At 56.8% G+C, this 20,003-nt stretch carries 12 protein-coding genes; 3 read left to right on the top strand and 9 right to left on the bottom strand.

The features are described 5' to 3' along the window. Window positions 1-18 precede the first annotated feature (18 nt). Window positions 19-2,928 (top strand): FAD-binding and (Fe-S)-binding domain-containing protein, encoded by a 2,910-nt coding sequence (locus LPB405_RS08670; RefSeq protein WP_219101321.1) that lies wholly within the window; start codon window positions 19-21, stop codon window positions 2,926-2,928. A gap of 113 nt (window positions 2,929-3,041) precedes the next feature. Here LPB405_RS08670 and LPB405_RS08665 read toward each other — a convergent pair whose 3' ends face one another. The 8 genes from LPB405_RS08665 to LPB405_RS08630 all read right to left on the bottom strand — a co-directional run bounded on the left by LPB405_RS08665 (window position 3,042) and on the right by LPB405_RS08630 (window position 15,295). Beyond that, window positions 3,042-3,536, bottom strand: a complete 495-nt coding sequence (locus tag LPB405_RS08665) for a hypothetical protein (RefSeq protein WP_219101319.1) — start codon at window positions 3,534-3,536, stop codon at window positions 3,042-3,044. After that, entirely contained in the window at window positions 3,518-3,949 is a 432-nt protein-coding gene (locus tag LPB405_RS08660; RefSeq protein WP_219101317.1) for a hypothetical protein, read from the bottom strand. The genes LPB405_RS08665 and LPB405_RS08660 overlap by 19 nt, the downstream gene beginning before the upstream one ends. A gap of 828 nt (window positions 3,950-4,777) precedes the next feature. Then, window positions 4,778-6,850: a DUF262 domain-containing protein gene (locus LPB405_RS08655; protein ID WP_219101315.1), complete on the bottom strand. Its 2,073-nt coding sequence runs from the start codon at window positions 6,848-6,850 to the stop codon at window positions 4,778-4,780. Between the two features lie 403 nt (window positions 6,851-7,253). Beyond that, window positions 7,254-9,287 carry a threonine--tRNA ligase gene (gene thrS, locus LPB405_RS08650; RefSeq protein WP_219101313.1) on the bottom strand — a complete coding sequence of 678 codons (2,034 nt, stop codon included), beginning with the start codon at window positions 9,285-9,287 and terminating at the stop codon, window positions 7,254-7,256. Window positions 9,288-9,418: 131 nt separating this feature from the next. Then, on the bottom strand, window positions 9,419-9,874 hold the full coding sequence (locus tag LPB405_RS08645; RefSeq protein WP_219101311.1) for an ArsR/SmtB family transcription factor: 456 nt from the start codon (window positions 9,872-9,874) through the stop codon (window positions 9,419-9,421). 113 nt (window positions 9,875-9,987) lie between these two features. After that, window positions 9,988-12,717 carry a Rib/alpha-like domain-containing protein gene (locus LPB405_RS08640; RefSeq protein ID WP_219101309.1) on the bottom strand — a complete coding sequence of 910 codons (2,730 nt, stop codon included), beginning with the start codon at window positions 12,715-12,717 and terminating at the stop codon, window positions 9,988-9,990. A 920-nt stretch (window positions 12,718-13,637) separates the two neighbouring features. Continuing rightward, window positions 13,638-14,528 carry a fumarylacetoacetate hydrolase family protein gene (locus tag LPB405_RS08635; protein ID WP_219101307.1) on the bottom strand — a complete coding sequence of 297 codons (891 nt, stop codon included), beginning with the start codon at window positions 14,526-14,528 and terminating at the stop codon, window positions 13,638-13,640. Window positions 14,529-14,596: 68 nt separating this feature from the next. Continuing rightward, window positions 14,597-15,295, bottom strand: coding sequence for a lipoate--protein ligase family protein (locus LPB405_RS08630; RefSeq protein ID WP_219101305.1), 699 nt, complete (start codon window positions 15,293-15,295; stop codon window positions 14,597-14,599). Between the two features lie 288 nt (window positions 15,296-15,583). On the opposite strand from LPB405_RS08630, the gene LPB405_RS08625 reads away from it, so the two are divergent. Continuing rightward, entirely contained in the window at window positions 15,584-17,074 is a 1,491-nt protein-coding gene (locus LPB405_RS08625; RefSeq protein WP_219101303.1) for an anion permease, read from the top strand. Between the two features lie 192 nt (window positions 17,075-17,266). After that, on the top strand, window positions 17,267-18,748 hold the full coding sequence (locus LPB405_RS08620; RefSeq protein ID WP_306823286.1) for a glycoside hydrolase family 1 protein: 1,482 nt from the start codon (window positions 17,267-17,269) through the stop codon (window positions 18,746-18,748). A 104-nt stretch (window positions 18,749-18,852) separates the two neighbouring features. Here LPB405_RS08620 and LPB405_RS08615 read toward each other — a convergent pair whose 3' ends face one another. After that, the gene (locus LPB405_RS08615; protein ID WP_219101301.1) at window positions 18,853-19,974 is read right to left on the bottom strand and encodes a GNAT family N-acetyltransferase; all 1,122 of its coding nucleotides are present in this window, start codon (window positions 19,972-19,974) and stop codon (window positions 18,853-18,855) included. Between the last annotated feature and the right edge of the window lie 29 nt (window positions 19,975-20,003).

Raw genomic sequence — 20,003 nt, 5'->3', positions numbered from 1 at the left:
TCACTAAGGAGATTCATCATGACCACCGTCGTGTCAAACACGTCCGAAGCCCTCAAGTCCCCCTACGAGGACACCCTCAAGCGCCTACTCTCCGACGCACGCGCAGAAGCCGTCGAATCCAGCGTCTCCGAACTCGAGCGCCTGGCAATCTCCCACGACGCATCCCACTACCTGCTCGTGCCCGCCGGCCTGGTCCGCCCCGACTCCGCCGAAGACGTCGCCAACATCTTCCGCGCAGCCGGCGACCTCGGTCTGCCGCTGACCTTCCGCTCCGGCGGCACCTCCCTCTCCGGCCAGTCCAGCGGCGACGGCCTCATGATTGACACCCGCCGCCACTTCAAGAAAATTGAGGTCCTTGAAGACGGCAAGAAGGTGCGCGTGCAGCCCGGCGCGACCATCATGATGGTCAACAACTACCTGGCACCCTACGGCTACAAGCTCGGCCCCGACCCGGCATCCTGGTCCGCCTGCACCATCGGTGGCGTGGTCGCGAACAACTCCTCCGGCATGTCTTCGGGCACCAAGTACAACACGTACAACACCCTCGACTCCATGGTGTTAGTGCTGCCCAGCGGCACCATCATCGACACCGCCGAGCCGGACGCCGACCAGAAGCTGCGCTCCCTCGAACCTGAACTCCACGAGGGCCTGCTGCGCCTGCGCAAGCGCGTGCTTGAGAACCCCGAATCCATGGCGAAGATTCGCCAGCAGTACTCCATGAAGAACACCATGGGTTACGGCCTGAACTCCCTGGTCGACTTTGAAACCCCCGTGGACATTCTGCAGCACCTGCTGATTGGTTCGGAAGGCACCCTCGGTTTTGTTGCTTCGGCTACCTACCGCACCCTGCCGATTCTGAAGAACATTTCCACCGGCCTGCTCGTGTTCGACAACCTGATTGATGCTGCACGCTCTGTGCCCGAACTGGTTGCTAACAAGCTCGCTACCGTCGAGCTGATGGACGCCACCAGTATTCGTGTGGCTCAGCGTACCGGCCAGGCTGCGGAGGCGCTCGCCGCCATCGACGTGAAGGACCACGCCGCCCTGCTGGTTGAGTTCCAGGGCAACTCTGAGCAGGAGCTGAACGACCTGGCTGCCGCTGCGGCACCCATGTTTAAGAGCCTGCCGGTGGCTTCGCCGGTGTCGATGACCAGCAAGCTGTCTGAGCGTAACGCACTGTGGGCGGCACGCCGCGGCCTGTACACCACCGTTGCGGGTAACCGCCGCTCCGGCACTAACGCACTGCTTGAAGACGTGGTTGTTCCTGTTGAGGTTCTGGGTAACACCTGTAGCGACCTGACCAAGCTGTTCGACGCACACGGCTACCAGGACTCCGTGATCTTCGGCCACGCGAAGGACGGTAACATCCACTTCATGCTGAACGAGCAGTTCCGCGACCCGAAACAGCTGGACCGCTACCGCGACTTCACCGAAGAAATGGTTCAGCTGATCCTTTCCGCTGACGGCTCGCTGAAGGCTGAGCACGGTACCGGCCGTATCATGGCGCCGTTCGTGAGCCGCCAGTTCGGTGAGGAACTCTTCGACGTGATGCGCCAGATTAAGCGCCTCATTGACCCGAAGGGCTTCATGAACCCGGGCGTTCTGCTGGTTGAGCCGGACACCGACTACGTGACCGACCTGAAGGTCGCCGAAACCGTCGAGGAAGAAGTCGACCGCTGCGTGGAGTGCGGCTACTGCGAGCCGGTCTGCCCCTCCCGCAACCTGACTTTGACCCCGCGCCAGCGCATCGTGATGCGCCGTGAGATTGCCGCCGCTGAGGCGAACGGCGACCACGAACTCGCCGAGCGTCTGCGTAAGGAGTACGAGTACAACGGCATTGAGACCTGCGCCGTGGACGGCATGTGCCAGACCCGCTGCCCCGTGAACATTAACACCGGTGACCTGATTCGCCGCCTGCGTTCTGAGAACCAGGACAAGCTGGCCGCCGCCGGCTGGAAGGTCGCCGCGCAGCAGTGGGGCATCATGGACAAGGTCGCCGGCAAAGCCCTGACTGTGGCGAAGAAGCTGCCGTTCCCCGTGGTGCACGGCACCACCGACATTGCCCGCAAGGTCATGGGTGACGACATGGTTCCGTCCTACAAGAAGGACCTGCCGGTTGGTGGCCCGGCACGTAAGCCGCACAAGGACGCAACCGCTGAGATTGTGTTCTTCCCCGCCTGCGTGAACGCCATGTTCGGCGGCGTGGACGGCGACGGCAAGCACGACCCGGTCAACGCAACCCAGGCGTTCATTCGCCTGTGCGAGCGTGCCGGCGTGAAGTACCGCATCCCGGACAATATTGGTGAGATGTGCTGTGCTACCCCGTGGAAGTCGAAGGGCTTCACCGACGGCTACTCGATTATGAGTGACCGTGTGCTGAAGTCCCTGTGGGAGGCTACTGATGGTGGCCGCCTGCCGGTCGTGTGTGACGCTTCGTCCTGTACCGAGGGTCTTGAGGTGATGCGTGAGAAGGTTATTAAGGCACTTGAGCACAAGATTGTGAACGGTCTGAAGCCGGGCGAGCCGGACTTCTCGCGTCTGCGCATGTACGATGCGGTGCAGTTCGCCGCCGACAACATGCTGGATAAGCTGAGCGTGTCTGCTCCCCTGCCGTCGATTGCGCTGCACCCGACCTGCTCCATGACTCACTTGGGTACTCAGCCTGCGTTTGAGAAGATTGCGAACGCGATGAGTGACGACGTGTACGTGCCGAAGCACTGGGGTTGCTGTGGTTACGCGGGTGACCGCGGTATGCTGCACCCCGAGCTGACGGCGAGCGCTACGGAGGCGGAGGCTGCGGAGCTGAGCGAGCAGAAGCAGTTCGCCGCATACATTTCGGCTAACCGTACCTGTGAGCAGGGCATGACCGAGGCGACCGGCCACACCTACCAGAACGTGCTGCAGCTGCTGGAACGCACCACCCGCTAAAAGACTGAGCGCGTAGCGGCGGTATAAAGAAGGGACCCGGCGGGCTATCTGATGGATAGCCTGCCGGGTCCCTGCTATGTTTTAAATATAATTTATTTATGCCACACAAGTATTTAGGCAAATGAGAACTTAGTAATATTAGCTTCAATTTTATCTTCATGAGAAGATTCGTTCCAGAGAGACAAATAATCTTCTTCCAATATATTTGAAACATTAGAAATTCCCTGAATACTTTTTAAATAATCTCCAATATTCACATCATTTGGCAATGTTTTTGCCTCGGTTATACCCGTCTCAGGTGACGCTAGAACAACACCTTGCGGTTTTTGGTCAAGCACCTTCTCAGCAGTACTGTGCAGAGTTTTCGCATACAATTGCCCCTCCACCTCAGTCACAACAACAACAGGAAAACCATCAGCAATAGCTAAAGATCGACGCACCACATCATTTACCTTTTCTATAGGCGCAGCTGGAACAACACGGCATTCTCCATTTGATTTAAATGCCACAAGATTTACAATATTGCGGTACTTTGAGTTCCGACGAGCAGCTAGATTGAATCGGCCAGCAATACGAGCTCGCTCCTTCATCAATTCGAGGCTTGCCATTCTTCAATCCTCTCTATGGCACCTTCTACAATATGGATATTTGCTTCCTCATAAGCAGCATTACTCTCCGCAATACTGTTCAGTGGATGATTTTCCATACGTGTATCACGGCCACTGTGATACCGGTAAATATGATAATGAAAATTTCGATGAGAGGAACACCCACGAATTATATTCCAATATTCATTAGCTCGAAGAGAATCATCGTGAAACAATAGCTCCAAACTAAAGTTATAGAATAAATTTTTATTAGAATCAGTTTTAGTGCAAGTTGTATGCCTGTCCGATATTTTAATATTCCCTTCATCATCTAGGTATGAGATAATTGCAGGGATATTCCAAGTTTTACGACACGATGCACATAAGCACTGAAAAACAGCGCCCTCTTGCAAACGAGGCTTCTTCTTTCCCAATCTTCCTCCTGAGTATTTTAAAATTTATTTATAAAATAATTAATGCACAACCATTATTACACCTTAACCAATCAGGTAATAATTTTAATGTATCACACAAATATTTACTGACGTATTCAGGTATTTGAAATATCAAATATTGTAAAATTTACCAACAAAAACCGCCCCTCCGCAGCTTGTCTCCGCAGGGGGTCTATATATGGGCTCGGTGCCAGTTCGCCAGCTTAGCTGGCCACAGTCAACTGCAGTCAGCCCGCACCGGTCACAGCTACCAGAACGTGCTGCAGCTGCTGGAACGCACCACCCGCTAATTAGGGTTGAGCGCATAAGCTGACGAAAGAAGGGACCCGGAGGGCTATCCAATCGGATGGCCTGCCGGGTCCGTTCTTGCTTGCTACAGCACTTATTTTCGACTATTAAATAGTCCAATAATCAATACTGCTATTGAGATGCCGTAGAGAATTCCAATCACTAGGTCACTAGCATTTGACACTACGTTCAAGATAATTGCCAAGATCAAGAACAGCATGCCAACAGGAACATACTTATTCGACTTCATACACTCGTGCTCCCTCAATAATCAACAGCGATACATCATTTTCAGAGCTACACAGCTACCCATTTTCTGAATGACTATGGACGTTCATCTTATTACCATACTAGCAGTCTGGAGCTAAGTCTGACGAAGAAAAGGTGACCTGCGGAAAACAGTGCCAGCTACCTGTGGGCCATGAATTCATAAAGAGGACCCGGCGGGCTATCCAAACGGATGGCAAGCCGGGTCCTTAGTTTATAACCTAGGCAGTTATATCAATAATATGGAACATATTATTTTGCTTCTTTTTTATCCCTAGGGCTATTCCATACTTCTACAGCTTCATCAGCCAGTTTACGCTGCACTTCATCAATAACTTCAGGAGTCCAGCTATCATAAGTTTTCGCAATATCAGCCGTATGGATAATCTGCGATTTCTTCAGCTCTTCTCTTTTTATATTCCATGGACTATTAGAGATTTCACTATTTAGTGCGCCGTGCAATAGGGTATAATTTCCCAACCTAAACACGTATCTAGCATCATACTTACCCTGTTTTTCGTCTAAAAATTCTTCCCAACCATTATCCTTTTTACCTTTATTCTTTTTACCTTTGGAATATTCAAGTGGGAAAATATGCTCAAGAGAAGCTTTCTTACCATATTCAGCAACTTTCAATTCGGAACAACCATCTCCCTGTCGTTTATTCTCGAGCTTTCGAAGTATATATTTTACAAACTGAACAAATGGAACATCTTCTTTTTTACGGGGGTCCGTATTGAGAATGGAACACTCAGACATTGCTTCTCTAAACTTTTCACTCGATTCGCTGGAGAAGCAATTATCAAATATTTTTTCACCAAAAATATCAACTAGATTACCATATTTACCTTCTCTAATATTTCGAGCAAGATATACAAACTTATCATTTCGAATAGCCTGACCAGCAATCACATACGACCGGAATATGTATGATTCAATATAATAAACAAAATGCTGCAAATCTTTAATTATTGAATGATAATTCTTCCTCTTCTTTTTTGCATCGGTAATATTTTCCAACTCTGCCAGCCTTTTCTCGGTACAAAACAGAGCAGAGAAAAATAGAGGATACAGTGGAGAGTACCAATTCTTTTTATTTTTTCGCTTCTCCATTCCATTAATATATTCAAGCAGTCCAATAATTGGCACATATTCACCAATCGGCTCTTTTTCTCTAAAAATATTATCTTCCCAATACCTACCTGAATGAAGTGAGGTGTATATCAAGGAGGCATGCTTAAGTTCTTCCATTACCTTTTTGACAAAATCCTCATCATTTAAATATTTATTATCTTCGTCACTTCTTTTATTATTAAACCACTGTTTAAAATGAGCAAATATGGTACTTTCGATAACCATTGACTTACTCTTCTTTTTGACTGGTGGCTCGAATGAGTTTAGGTATCTCTGCATAAATTTATCAAACCTGCTTACACCGGTCGTCAGATCATCTTGATTACTATCAATGCTAGCAAGGTGACTAGTAATATCTCCCCATAGTCGAATTACATCCTTATAATTATCTCCGGCGCGACTAAAAAGGTAATTTTTAATCAAGTCTTCAGCACCCAAAGGAATACCCCTGTCATTCAAGGTTTCAAACACAACATGAGCCCTCATCTCATCTTCTGTTTTGACAACAGCAACATATAATTGTTCTTCCATATATTCATCAAGTTCTGCCACTAAATTGATTGAATCCTCAACTTTTCCAGAAGAATTACCACTTTCAGAAAATTTCTGAATTGATTCACGAAAAAATTTAAATGCATTTTCAATATTTGACTTCGCATTCAAAGAACTAATATCAATAGTCTTTTCATTCTTGAGTGGCTCCAGAAGATTTTTAAGTTGCTTGCCATCATCATTAGGAAGAACAATCCGCTCATTGAAATCCCTTTCAACGGATCTAGATATTTTAAATACCTTTTTATTAGCATATTCTGCTAATTTTTCTGCAGGTTTACCCTGGGAGTAATACCAGTCAGCCAATGCCGCATACAGCAGGTATAAGGTTACAAGACGTTGCTGACCATCTACAACATTTAATCTACCAGCATTATTATGGTTATTATAAGGATCTTTAGAGCTTGATAGAACGATTGTCCCTATGTAATAGTTTTTACCTGACTCTCGGTCATTTCGATACCCATTAATAATATCTTCCCAGAATTCTTTTACTTGGTATCGAACCTGTAAACTATCACTCTTTCCCGCTTCAGGAGTCCTCCATGAATAGCCCCTCTGGTAGTCTGGAATTGCAAACAAATTATTTTCAAGGTAATGAACAATATTTTCATCCCTGATACTGTCATTAGAAGTCATGAAAATCCTAACTATGATGCTTGATCATGCAAATTAGCTAAATTAACGAATGTAGAATTTACATCAAACTAGAAAATTTTTATAAATTCCTCCTTGAACTAGTAGATAAAAATATCTAGCAGGACCAAGCGCACATAGGACGCCTAGCTTGTATCCAGAACCCTTTATCCGAATCGTACAATTACCGGCACCTTCGAACGGCAACGAACGTTAGCACCATCACTTACATTAGCACGAAGACACGCCCCTGGACTAGGAAAAACTCCACCACAACACACTTTTCTGCACCCAACCACACTCCCCCACCCGCGCCTCCTCAAAGCACAAAGAAACCACCCCCTCCGCAGCTTGTCGCCGCAAAAGGGGCGGTTTCTATATGCGAGCTAGACCAGAAAGCCTAGTACTACTCAGCAGCCTCGGTGCTGGGCTTGGGGTCTTCGTTCACGCGGTTGCGGATATGCTCCACAATACGTGCCACAGCCTCATCCACGGGCACACCGTTCTCCTGCTTGTTACCGCGGAAACGGAACGAAACAGCGCCGTGCTCCGCATCCTCACCGCCAGCAATCAGAATGAACGGAACCTTCTCAGTAGACGCAGTACGAATCTTCTTCGTGAAGCGATCCGAACCGTAATCCACCTCAACACGCACGCCGTGCGCACGCAACTTATCCGCGATCTCGGTCATGTAGTCGTTGAACGCCTCAGCCACCGGCACACCAATCACCTGGACCGGCGACAACCACGCCGGGAACGCACCCGCATAGTGCTCAGTCAGCACACCCAAGAAGCGCTCAATCGAACCGAACTTCGCCGAGTGAATCATGACCGGCTCCTGCACGGTGCCGTCAGCAGCCTGGTACTCCAGACCGAAACGGCTCGGCTGGTTGAAGTCATACTGAACGGTCGACATCTGCCAGGTACGGCCAATCGCGTCCTTCGCCTGAACCGAAATCTTCGGGCCGTAGAACGCAGCTCCACCCGGATCCGGTACGAGCTCCAGGCCGGTCTCCTTCGCAACCTGCTCCAGAACCGCGGTAGCCTCCTCCCACTGCTCATCAGTACCGATGAACTTATCCTTCTTATCACCCTCAGTGTCGCGGGTAGACAGCTCAAGGTAGAAGTCAGTCATGCCGAAGTCCTCAAGCAGGCTCAGCATGAACTTCAGCAGGTGACGCACCTCGTCCGGTGCCTGCTCCTTCGTCACGTACGAGTGGGAGTCGTCCTGAGTAATCATGCGCACGCGGGTCAGACCCTGCAGCACGCCCGACTTCTCGTCACGGTACACGGTGCCGAACTCGAAGAAACGCAGCGGCAGCTCACGGTACGAACGGCCACGAGAACGGTAAATCTCGTTGTGCATCGGGCAGTTCATAGCCTTCAGACGGTAGTTGCCGTTATCCAGCTCCATAGCCGGGAACATGCCGTCAGCATAGTACGGAAGGTGACCGGAAGTGTAGAACAGGTCTTCCTTCGAAATATGCGGGGTGCTGACGTACTGGAAACCCTCCTGAATGTGGCGGGTACGCACATAGTCTTCCATCTCGCGCTTAATCACGCCACCCTTAGGGTGAATCACCGGCAGACCCGGACCAATGTTCTTCGGGAAGGAGAACAGGTCCAGCTCACGGCCCAGGCGGCGGTGGTCGCGGCGCTCCGCCTCAGCGATGCGCTCCTTGTACGCCACCAGCTCGTCCTTAGTCGGCCAAGCGGTACCGTAAATACGCTGCAGCATGGGGTTCTTCTCAGAACCGCGCCAGTACGCGCCACCGGCACGCATCAGGGCGTAACCGTTAGCGATCAGCTTGGTGTTCGGCAGGTGCGGGCCGCGGCAGAGGTCCTTCCAGACGGTCTCGCCAGTCTTCGGGTTCACGTTGTCATAAATGGTGATTTCACCCTCGCCGACCTCCACGGATGCGCCCTCGGCAGCATCCGCACCAGAACCGGGGCCCTGGGTCAGGGAGAGCAGCTCCAGCTTGTACGGCTCGTTCGCCATCTCAGCGACAGCCTCGTCGTGGGTGACCACGCGGCGGCGGAACAGCTGACCGGACTTGATGATCTTAATCATCGACTTCTCGATCTTCTTCAGATCTTCCGGGGTGAAGGGCTCAGCCACATCAAAGTCAAAGTAGAAGCCGTCAGTAATGTACGGGCCAATGCCCAGCTTGGCGTCCTTACGGTACTCCTGCACCGCCTGCGCCATCACGTGCGCAGCGGAGTGGCGCAGAACGTTCAGGCCGTCTGGTTCGTGAATGAAAACCGGCTCAACGGAGTCGCCAGCAGACAGCTCGTGGGAGAGGTCAACGAGCACGCCGTTCACGCGTGCCACAACGATCTTCGGGTCGTCAGCGAACAGCTCAGCGGCAGTCTTCGCGGTGACCTCGCGCTCCTCACCAGAAACGCTAATAACAATTGCTGAAGAATCAGCGGCAGACATAAGTCTCCTTAACTCAGGCGCGCGCGTGCCACTGGGGCGCCGCGGGTGCGCATACTATTCCGCACTGTACTGGTGCACGGACACACACCATCTTACAACGGCTCCCAGCCAACGCTCAGCTTGAGGGTTGACTAGTCCGCATGATGCTCACGCGTATGCTCATACACGTCAAGCACAATGTGGCTAATGTGGTCGTCCTTCAGACGGTAAATGGTGGTGCGGCCCTGCTGCTCACGGTCAATGACGTGCGCCTCACGCAGGATGCGCAGGTGGTGCGATGCGAGCGGCTGCGAAATGCCCAGGCAGGTGTGCAGTTCGCTCACACTGTGCGGGCGGTGCATCAGGTGGTGCGCAAGCGCCAAGCGCAACGGGTTAGCGAGCGCAGAGAAAATCGCGACGGATCCGCCGAACTGCTCCTCCCAGTCTTTGGGGCTGTTGCCTTCGATGCGGGGTGCGTAGGTGGGCGCCTCGTGGGCGTGCGCTGAGGCATGCTCTGCGGCGTGCTCGGCTACGTGCTTCGCTACCTGCTCGGCGGCGTAGTGAGCGTGGGTGGTTTTGGTCTGGTCTGTGTGCTGGCTCTGAGTCATAGTATTTTCACCTTATGTACAGGAAAGGGGGCACGTCAAGGAAGTGACGCCTGTGCGGCGTGCTTTCTTGACGTGCCCCTCTCCCCTATGTGCGCTCTTGAAGTGCGCTAATACTACATGCGCGGCCGATATCGGTTAGCGACTGCCACCTGCAGGTAGCCCTCAGCGGACTTTACGCCCTTATCGGTCACTGCGCGGTAGCGAACCAGCGGCGCGAAGCCCTGCTTATTCTTAGCGGATACCGCGATGCCCTGGGTGCCGTCGGGCAGGGTCACCACACGGTAGGTGCCGTATTCGTCGCTGTATGCGCTGACGGCCTGGCCGCGCTGGTTGAGCAGCTCCAGCTTCTTCACGGTTTCGCCGCGGCGGTACGCGCCGAAGGATGCTTCGTCATTGTTCAGCACTGCCACGTTCTGGGTGGTGCCCGAGTACAGGGAGACGGAGTCCTCACGTGCGATGGGGCTGTTCTTGTCCACCACGTGCACCTTCAGCGGGATCGAGTACAGCTGCGCGGCTGCGCCCTTCTTTGCCTTCACATCGGACATGCGTGCGGGTGCCTTGCCGGTGCGGTTCACGGTGATGTTCGTACCGTTGTCGCGGCGCAGGTCCCAGGTGGTGCCGGTGACGTCGTGGGTGTTCAGGTCAATCGAGTAGGTGCCGGTCTTGCCGTTGGAGGCAAAACGGATGCCGGTCTCCGCGCTGGAGAACTGGCCGCCAGCAGTGTTGATCTTCTCCTTGTTGACCCAGCGGCTGGGGCGGAAGTTCGGGGTCTGCTCGATTTCCTGGAAGTTGTAATCGCGGGCGTAACGGTAGTTCGGGGAGGTCTTGTGCGACTGGTGCACGCTCTGCGCGACTGCGGTCTCGCCGGAGTAGACGGTGGCGTGGTGCTCGGCGGGCTGGTAAATCACGCCGGAGCCGGTGCCGGTCTTACCGTAAGCGTCCGAGGGGTACTTGAACTTCACGGCATCCGAGGACTGGTTCACTGCCGCGTTCTGAGTCTCGGCGTCGCTGATGCGGTCAGCGTTGGGGGTGCCCACGGCGGAACGGCGCACGGTCACGGGACGTGCAATCTTGTGCGCGTCAGCGTTCGAGGCGGCTGCCTGGTTGTTGCTCTGCGGCAGAACCTGGGTGCCTTCGCGGCGTGCGGTGTTCTCAGCGGACTCGGTGTAGTTCACGGGCATCCACTGCACCTGCTGCCAGGGGAACTGGTTGCCGGTAAAACCGCTGGGAACGAAGCTTGCGAACATTGCCGCCAGCTGCGGGTCTTCCTTGTACACGTTCTTACCCTGGCGGGCGTAGGGCGCGTAGGAGCTTGCCGCCTCCAGGTTGAATGCGTTGGTGAAGAGGTTACGGTCAGCGATGATGAAGCCGTATTCCTTCATGGCGGTCAGGATCATGCGGGTGAGCTGGTCGTCGGCGTGGCCGGTGTTTGCCAGGTGCTCTTCCACGTCAAAGCTTGCGGGCAGGAAGCCGCGCTGACCGGCGCGGGGTGCGTTCGGGTACTTGCTCATGTCCAGCTTGCCATCGGTGCCCTTCGCGGGGAAGGAGGACGTCAGCGCTGCGTAGTCAGCCGCGGTGATGGACACCATGTGGTTGATCTTGCCTGCCTTGAGCTCGTCCACACCAATCTGGGTGAGCTCATTTGCCAGGCCCACCACGGAGGAGGTGCCGTTCTTGAGGGTCAGCCAGTAGTTGTCTTCGCCCACGCCGCCGAAGTTCGGCTTAGCGAGCATGTAGCCGCCGGAGGACACGTGGTAGGTCGCCGGGTAGTCAACCGCAACGGGGATGTCCACGGTACCGCGGGTACCTGCAGGAATCTTGTAGGTGATCACGCCGGTGTTCGCGTCGATGGACGCGCCGGGCACGTTCTTTGCCAGGCGGAACTTCGCGCCACGAGCAATCGGGTAGGAGGTGCGGGCGTTGCCGGACTTCGCGTCGATGCTCACGGGTGCGTTGATGGTGACGGTCTGGCCTGCGTTGCCGCGGCCGACATTATCGTACTGAATCTTTGCGCTCTTGGGGGTGGAGACGTTGCCGCCGCCCACCTGCACGCGGGCGGTGCTGGTGTAGGTCTGTGCGTCTGCATCCTTAACGAACTTGAAGTAGGAGCGCCAGATGCCGGTCGCCTCATCGTACAGGGCGACGGACTGGTCGCCGGAGAGGCCGTGGTCCTCGGCAAGCCAGTTCGGGATCGGGACGCCGCCGGTGAGGATGCGCTTGTTCTCCGCGCTGGCGTTGACGCGGCCATCGCGGGAGACGACCTCGACGTACTCCTGGTGCGGGTTCGCGGAGTTCACGGCGAGGGTCGGGATGTTCTCGTGGCCACCGACGGTCTGGGTGCGGTCCTTCTTCACAGTGCCCGCGTTGATGGCGGTGGTGATGGGGTGGTTACCCGCATCGGCACTGTATTCGAGGAAGGTGCGGCTAATTTCGCTACTGTTGGGCGCGACGGCTTCGGTGCCGGTGAGCTTCTGGGCTGCGAAGGAGTCGCTGGCGAGCTTGCCGCTCAGGGGCGAGGTGTTCTCGGTGGTGGTCAGCTGCTCCTTGGTGAGGGAGGAGTTAACCGGTGCGAGGGTCGCGATGCTCTGTGCCTGCTGGTCGGGGTTCCAGTAGCAGGTCGGACCGGGCGCGACGTTGGTGATGTTCGCGAGGGTCGGCACGGTGCGGTAGCCTGCGTCGACGCAGGTGGTACCGGATACGTTGCGGGTGGAGGCGGTTGCACCGAAGGTCGCGGGGAGGTTCGCGCCGGTGATGACGGTTGCCAGTGCTGCGGAGGCAGCGATGGTGGCACGGCGGCGGTTTGCCGGGCGCTGTGCCGGGTTTTTGGATGCAGTTGCGGTCATGTTTTTCTTTCGTTCGTGTCGGCTTATTTGAGTGAGTGCGTTTGTATGAACAAACACGGACGTGAGTGAAATATGCATCTGAGGGTGTGCCCGGGTGGGTCCTGATCTTCTGGCAGGAATTCTCAGGAAACTCTCAGATAATCCCCATACCCTACATAGTCTTTGGGGTGAACGCAAAACGAGTTTGTGATTTTGGGCACCGATTTTTTGATAAAGGTTCAGGTTTAGAGTCACATCTCCTTGCACCTTCATGCATTTATTGGTGTTTGAAGACGCAGAATTTGCACCGCAGTGTTTAGGGTTTACTCCTAGTCAGGCGAGGGTAACTTGAGAAAAACGAAAAATGCGCACGGAAAACTAAACTTTAAACCTTGAAGTTCCTCGAAAGACGCGCCAAAAATCCCTGTTGAATTTCTCACACGTGACCACACTCTGAGATTCTGCACTGAGGGTAGATAGCATCCAACGCACCAAAATGAGTACCCAGCCACCCCTCAAAGAGCGATTTCTGGCAATCACCACCCAGCAGGAGCACCCTGCGTTTCACCCCGCAGACCCTTCAAAACCCACGCAAAACCCTAAAATTCATGTAAAAAGTTCAAAGTTTCTATGTGTTTGTCAGCGTGTAACCATGCAAACGCACCACTCCCCCACTCGAGGTGTTGCACGCAGCTCCCAGCAACAAATCCAAGCCGCCCACCGGGGGCTTTATCAATGCAAAAAGCACTCCGCATGTGCCTCAAAAACACATGCGGAGTGCATACATATTCACCTATAGCTGCCGCGGGTGCGCCCCGCAGCAGGTATCGGCAGCCCCCAGCGTGGGTTCACATGGGTTCAATCGAGGTTGCTCACAGAGCCAGGGGAAACCACGGCGCCACGGGTTAGCTACAGCGCAAAATAGTTACGGCGCACGATAGTTACAGCACACCCGCCTCCGAGCAGACATTCACCAGCTCACCAATACCCTCAATGCGGGTGCGCACCGTCTGACCCGGCTTCAACCACTGACGCGGATGCAGCGACAAACCAACCCCGGCCGGGGTACCCGTCGCCACCAGGTCACCCGGCTCCAGGGTCATAAACCGCGAAATATAGGACAGCAGCTGCGCCGGAGTGAACACCATATCCGCCGTCGTACCGCGCTGACGCACCACGCCATCCACTTCACAGACCAGCTCCAGACCGGCAACCGGGTCAACCTCATCGGGGCTCACAATCACCGGACCAAACGGAGTCATCGCATCCCAGTTCTTACCCTGGAACCACTCCGAAGAACGACCCTGCCAGTCACGCACCGACACATCATTCATGACCGTGTACCCCATCAGAGCCTCAAGTGCCTGCTCCTCCGTGGCATTACGCAGGCGAGCGCCCACGACCAGGCACAGCTCAACCTCCCAGTCGACCTTCGTGCTGCCGGTGCCGTCGGCGGCGGGCATGCGGATCTGCTCGCCGGGGCCAATCAGCGCGTTCGGGAACTTCGCGAACAGCGCCGGATGCTCAGGCACCTCAAGGTTCATTTCCGCGGCATGGTCGCGGTAGTTCAGGCCGGCGCACACAATCTTGCCGGGCTTATCCAGCGGGCGAATAAACGGTAGGGAGTTCCACAGCTCCTCGCCGTGACCCATGACGGTCGCGCCGTTCTCCTTCAGGATCGCCACGGCGTTCTTCGGGTCGCCAAAGTTCAGGCGGAACCGGCTGTAGAAATTCAGTAGCGGGCTGAGCTTCGCCGGAAGCTCGTACACGGTCTCTTCGAAGAAGCAGACCGCGCGGCTGCCCTTCGAGTCTTTAATCTGCGCCCAACGCATGGATGCTCCTTCGCTTCAGGTGGGGATATATCGAATAAGTTACGGATAAAAGTCAGAAATAAAACAACCTAGTGAAAACCGTTTTGGGCGTACACCTCAACGATGGCGTCTTCCAGGTCTTCCATGAGCAGGGCGGGGTTCGCGTCCTGCGCCGCGCCAACCGTGGCGGGATCCAGCTCCATGCCGAGGGCACGGTACACGTCCGCGGTGACCGCCCGCAGGGGCGCAGAGTCGGAGACCACGATGCCGGTGCTGAACCACCAGCCGCCGGTCACCACACGCTGGGCGGTGCCAACCAGTTTAATGCGGCCACCACCTGCGGAGGCGGGAAGCTGTGCGTGCACCGAATACTCACCGGGGCAGTACTCCCCCGGAATCTCGCCCATGCGCGCATCCACGCCAACCTCGCGGAGCGCCTGCGCGTACATGGAACCGAACAGTTCGTAGCGTAGGGTGTTGCCGCTGCGGGCGTCGGAGGCGGGCTGAAAATGGTCCACGACCAGGCACCCCTGATGGTAGGCGGCGGCGTGCCCGCCGACCTTGCGCACCAGCACCTCGAAACCGTGCTCGGCACACGCCGCGGAGGCATCCGCGAAGCCGGGGTTCAGTTCGTCACGGCGGCCGAACGCGACCGTCGGGTTCGGCTGATACATGCGCAGGGTGGCTTCGCGCTTGCCGGTTGCCACCTCGCGGAGCATCTGCACCGTCTGGTCGTGGTGAATGAGGATATCGCCGGATTCGGGGCCGGTCTCTCGAATAATCTGCACGTTCCTATTTTACGGTTACGCCCGTCACTTACGGTGCGTGGTCGGCGGGCGTCTCAAGGGCAGCTCAGAGGTGACTGCCCAGCGGCCGATACGCCCGGTCATATTCACATTTTTTATGCCGATTTTCTTCACTCAGTGAACCCAAACCACTACGATTAAAAGACTACGTGGCATCCCACACGTTGCCACAAGTGTACAACACAGCATGACAACGCAGAAGAAACGCGCACACCGTGACGGCCCACCCGCCACGGACCACACTGTACGTTTCGCAAAGGAGATCGGACCATGACACAGTCCACCCCCGCCAACGCAGCGGCGCCCACCGCCGCATCCGCCGAGGAGGTGAAGGCGGCGAAGTCCAAGCGCACGAAACTTATCGTGCAGGTTGCCATCATCCTCGCCGCGACCCTCGCCATCTGGTTCGTTCCCGCCCCCGAAGGCGTCGACCCGCGCGGCATGCACATGCTCGCCATCTTCGTCGGTACCATTCTCGGCCTGATTTTCCAGCCGCTGCCCACCCCGTCCGTGGCGCTCGTCGGCCTTGGCGCCGCAATGATTACCGGCACCATGGCGGCAAAGAACGAGGCACTGACCGGCTTCGGTAACTCCTCCATCTGGATCATTGTTGCCGCGTTCTTCATCGCCGACGGCTTCCTCATCACGGGTCTGGGCAAGCGCATCGCACTGCTGTTCGTGCGTGCGCTCGGCAAGTCTTCCCTCGGCCTGTCCTACGGTATGGCAATCACCGACCTGGTCCTCGCCCCCGCCACCCCTTCCAACACTGCGCGTGCCGGTGGCGTGATTTACCCGATTATCCGTTCCCTCTCCGAGGTCAACGGCTCCACCAACGAAACCCCCGAATCGCGCCGTAAGCTCGGCTCCTACCTGCTCATGACCGAGGCGCAGGTCAACACCATCACCTCCGCCATGTTCCTGACCGCTATGGCGGGCAACCCGCTGGCGCAGAAGTTCGCGCATGACCGTGGCATCAACCTCGACTGGGGTACCTGGGCGCTCGCCGCCATCGTTCCCGGTCTTGCCGCGCTGATTGTGATGCCGTGGATCATGTCGAAGATCTACCCGCCGACCATCAAGAAGACCCCGGACGCACCCGAGCACGCCCGCCAGGAACTGCACGAAATGGGCCCCATGAGCGTGAAGGAATGGATCATGCTCGGCACTTTCGTGCTGCTGCTAATCCTGTGGGTGACCGGTACCGCACTGGGTATTGACGCCACCAGCGCCGCATTCTTCGGCATCGGTATTCTGCTGGTGACCAAGGTTCTGACCTGGAAGGACATGGCGAAGAACTCCAGCGCATGGTCCACCCTCATCTTCTTCGCCGTGCTCGTCGGCATGGCAGACCACCTGAAGAAGCTCAAGGTCGTCGACTGGATCGGTCAGCAGGCGGCGCACAGCGTCAGCGGCATGGCGTGGCCCATGGCGTTCGCAATCCTGGTTCTGGCGTACTTCTTCATCCACTACATGTTCGCCTCGAACACCGCGCAGGTCGTGGCCCTGTACGCTGTGTTCCTCGGTGCGGCGGTAGCTGCCGGTGTTCCGCCGATGTTCGCGGCGCTGTTCCTCGGCTTCATGGGCAACCTGATTGGCGGCATCACCCACTACGCCTCCGGCCCGGCGGGCGTGTACTACGGTTCCGGCTACTTCAGCGTGGGCGAATGGTTCAAGATCGGCTTCATGGCGGCTATCGTGAACCTCGTCGTCTGGGGTGCGGTCGGTACCGCGTGGCTGTTCGCGCTCGGCTTCGCCAACTAATAGCGCAGGCCCCGCGGCGGCCTAGCTCAGCGTAAAAGCGCTGTAGAAAGCCCGGTGTTCTCACGTGAATTTTCGTGTGAGAACACCGGGCTTTTACGCGCCCGCTAGCTTCCTAAAACAGGGCAAATCCTAGTATTCCCCCACCCCCTCCGCTAGGGTAGAAGAAAACCCCACAACACCTTGGAGGATGCCGTGCACCAGGACCAGCACATCACCGCCCAGACTACCTCTTTGCCAAACTCCAACCCGGCGCTGACCGAGCCGCAGCCGCTCGGCGCATTCCCTGACGGGTTCCTCTTCGGAGGCGCCACCGCCGCCAACCAGTTCGAGGGTGCCTGGAACGAAGACGGCAAGGGCCCCAGCCTGCAGGATGTACTGCCCGCCGGCGGCCTGTACCCGCGCACCGCGGAACCCACCGAGGACAACCTCAAACTGGAAGGCATTGACTTCTACCACCGCTACCGCGAAGACATCGCCCTGCTCGCGGAGATGGGTTTTAAGGTCTTCCGCTTCTCCATCGCCTGGTCGCGTATCTTCCCCCGCGGCGACGAAGAAACCCCGAACGAGGCGGGCCTCGCTTTCTACGACCGCGTGCTTGACGAGCTCGAAAAGCACGGCATGGAGCCGCTCATCACCCTCAGCCACTACGAAACCCCGTTGCACCTGGTCGAGCAGTACAACGGCTGGACCAGCCGCGAGCTCATCGGCTTCTACGAACGCTACGCCCGCACCGTATTCGCCCGCTACGGCAAGCGCGTGAAGTACTGGCTGACCTTCAACGAAATCAACTCCATGCTGCACCTGCCGTTCATGTCCGGCGGCATCAACACCCCGGCGGATCAGCTCAGCGACGCCGACCTGTACCAGGCGATGCACCACGAGCTGGTCGCCTCCGCACGCGCCACCGCCGCGGCACGCGAACTGGCACCCGGCGCACAGATCGGCTGCATGATTCTAGCCATGCCCACCTACCCGCTCACCCCCGACCCCGCCGACGTACTCGCCGCCATGCAGGCGGAACAGGCGAACTTCGCGTTCGGTGACGTGCACGTGCGCGGCGCATACCCCGGCTACTTCCTGCGTGCCCTGCGTGAGAAGGGCGTGGAGCTGAACATCACCGAGCAGGACCGCGAGGACCTGAAGAACACCGTGGATTTCGTCTCGTTCAGCTACTACATGTCCACCTGCGCAACCGGCGACCCGGCACGAGGCGAGCGCGGCGAAGGCAACATCCTCGGCGGCGTGGCGAACCCGACCCTGCCCGCCAGCGAATGGGGCTGGCAGATCGACCCGACCGGCCTGCGCGTGGTCCTCAACCAGTACTGGGACCGCTGGCAGAAGCCGCTATTCATCGTGGAGAACGGTCTGGGTGCCCGTGACAAACTGGTCGAGGTGAACGGCGAGCTCACCGTGGAAGACGACTACCGCATCGACTACCTGCGCCAGCACCTGCACGCCGTGCGTGAGGCGATTGAGGACGGCGTGAACGTGCTCGGCTACACCACCTGGGGTTGCATCGATATGATTAGCGCCTCCACCGCGCAGATGTCCAAGCGCTACGGATTCATCTACGTGGACCGCAACGACGACGGCACCGGCACCCTGGCGCGCTACCGTAAGAAGTCTTTCCACTGGTACCGCGAGGTGATTGCCAGCAACGGCGCGGAGCTGTAACTGGTAAGGATTTAGACGCTAAACCCCCGCGCGGCTAACACGCGAAACTCAGCAGCAAAAAGCCCCCGAGACTCTGATCTCGGGGGCTTTTTCATATATAACACCTAGTCCATGGGTAGGTCATTCAGGCTGGTGGACACGTACTCCCACCAGGTCGGCACCAACCCGGCATTCATCGCAACCCTCTGCGACAGCATATGCGACGGGCTCGTACCGTAGAACGGCAGGTACCCTTCCGCCAGGGTCAGGCGTGCCGCATCACGTACCAGCACGCTGGCGATGCCGGCACCACGCCAGGCAGGCAGCACATCAATGCCAATCTGGCGCATAATCGGCGAATCGTCACTCAGGCCAACCATAGCGATAGGGTCTGCGAGCGCGGGGCTCTCCCCCGCCGCGGGTGCATCAGGTGCCTTAGATGCGTTCTCTTCCACCGGGTACGCAGCGAGCACCAGCACATCCGGGCGGGTAGCACTAAAGCCCAGCGCGTTCGAGTAGCGCTTATCCCCGCGGAAACGCTCAAACTGTTCAGAGTCCAGCAGCTCCACACGCAGGCGGGTTACGCGCGCCTGCGTGTCCTGCGGGTCAACCTCAAGCGCACCCGCGGAGGCGTTTGCCTCCCTGCGGATGGTGCGCTCGCCGGTGATTTCGGCAAGCAGTGCCGCCTTCAGCTCGGCGGGGTCAACGCGGCGCATCATACCCACACCGGGCACGGCGCACTTGACCTCCTGCGCCTGCACACCCTCGGGTACGACCGAGTTCAGCAGGGCGCGGCCGGGCGTGTAGTAGATGCTCGTGCCGCTGACCTGCTGGGTGTAGGGGGTGAGCAGTTCGTTGAGCTGGCGTAGCTGCGCGTAGTCGCCGAGCCAGTTCGACTGGTCGCCGAGCATGTAGTCGATGGCCTTGTCCAGCACGCGCGGGTGCTTGGCACAGAGAATACCTACGCTCGCGTAGTTGGCGACGCGCAGCTCCCAGATGTCGTCGTTGCGGCGGCGGGTGGCACCCATCTTCTCGGAGGGAGGCTGCACGGTGGCGAGTAGCGGCAGGCTTTCGGCTTCCGGGTAGTCGCGTAGCTCTTCGAGGGCGCGGCTAATCGAGCCGGGTGCCTGGCAGAAGTCCGCCTCCAGCTGGGTGTGCAGGATGTGCCGCGCACGGTCCGCGGTGGTCACAGCGCCACGGGTTGCCTTAGCTCCCCGCGTGGGTTCGGTTCCTTGAGTATCAGTCACGTAGGTTTCCTCTAGGTCAAGTTCTTGAC

The organism is Rothia mucilaginosa, assembly GCF_019334805.1.
GTDB lineage: Bacteria > Actinomycetota > Actinomycetes > Actinomycetales > Micrococcaceae > Rothia > Rothia mucilaginosa_C.
Note: the sequence above shows the minus strand (reverse complement) of the source record. Positions and strands in the feature narration are given on the sequence as shown.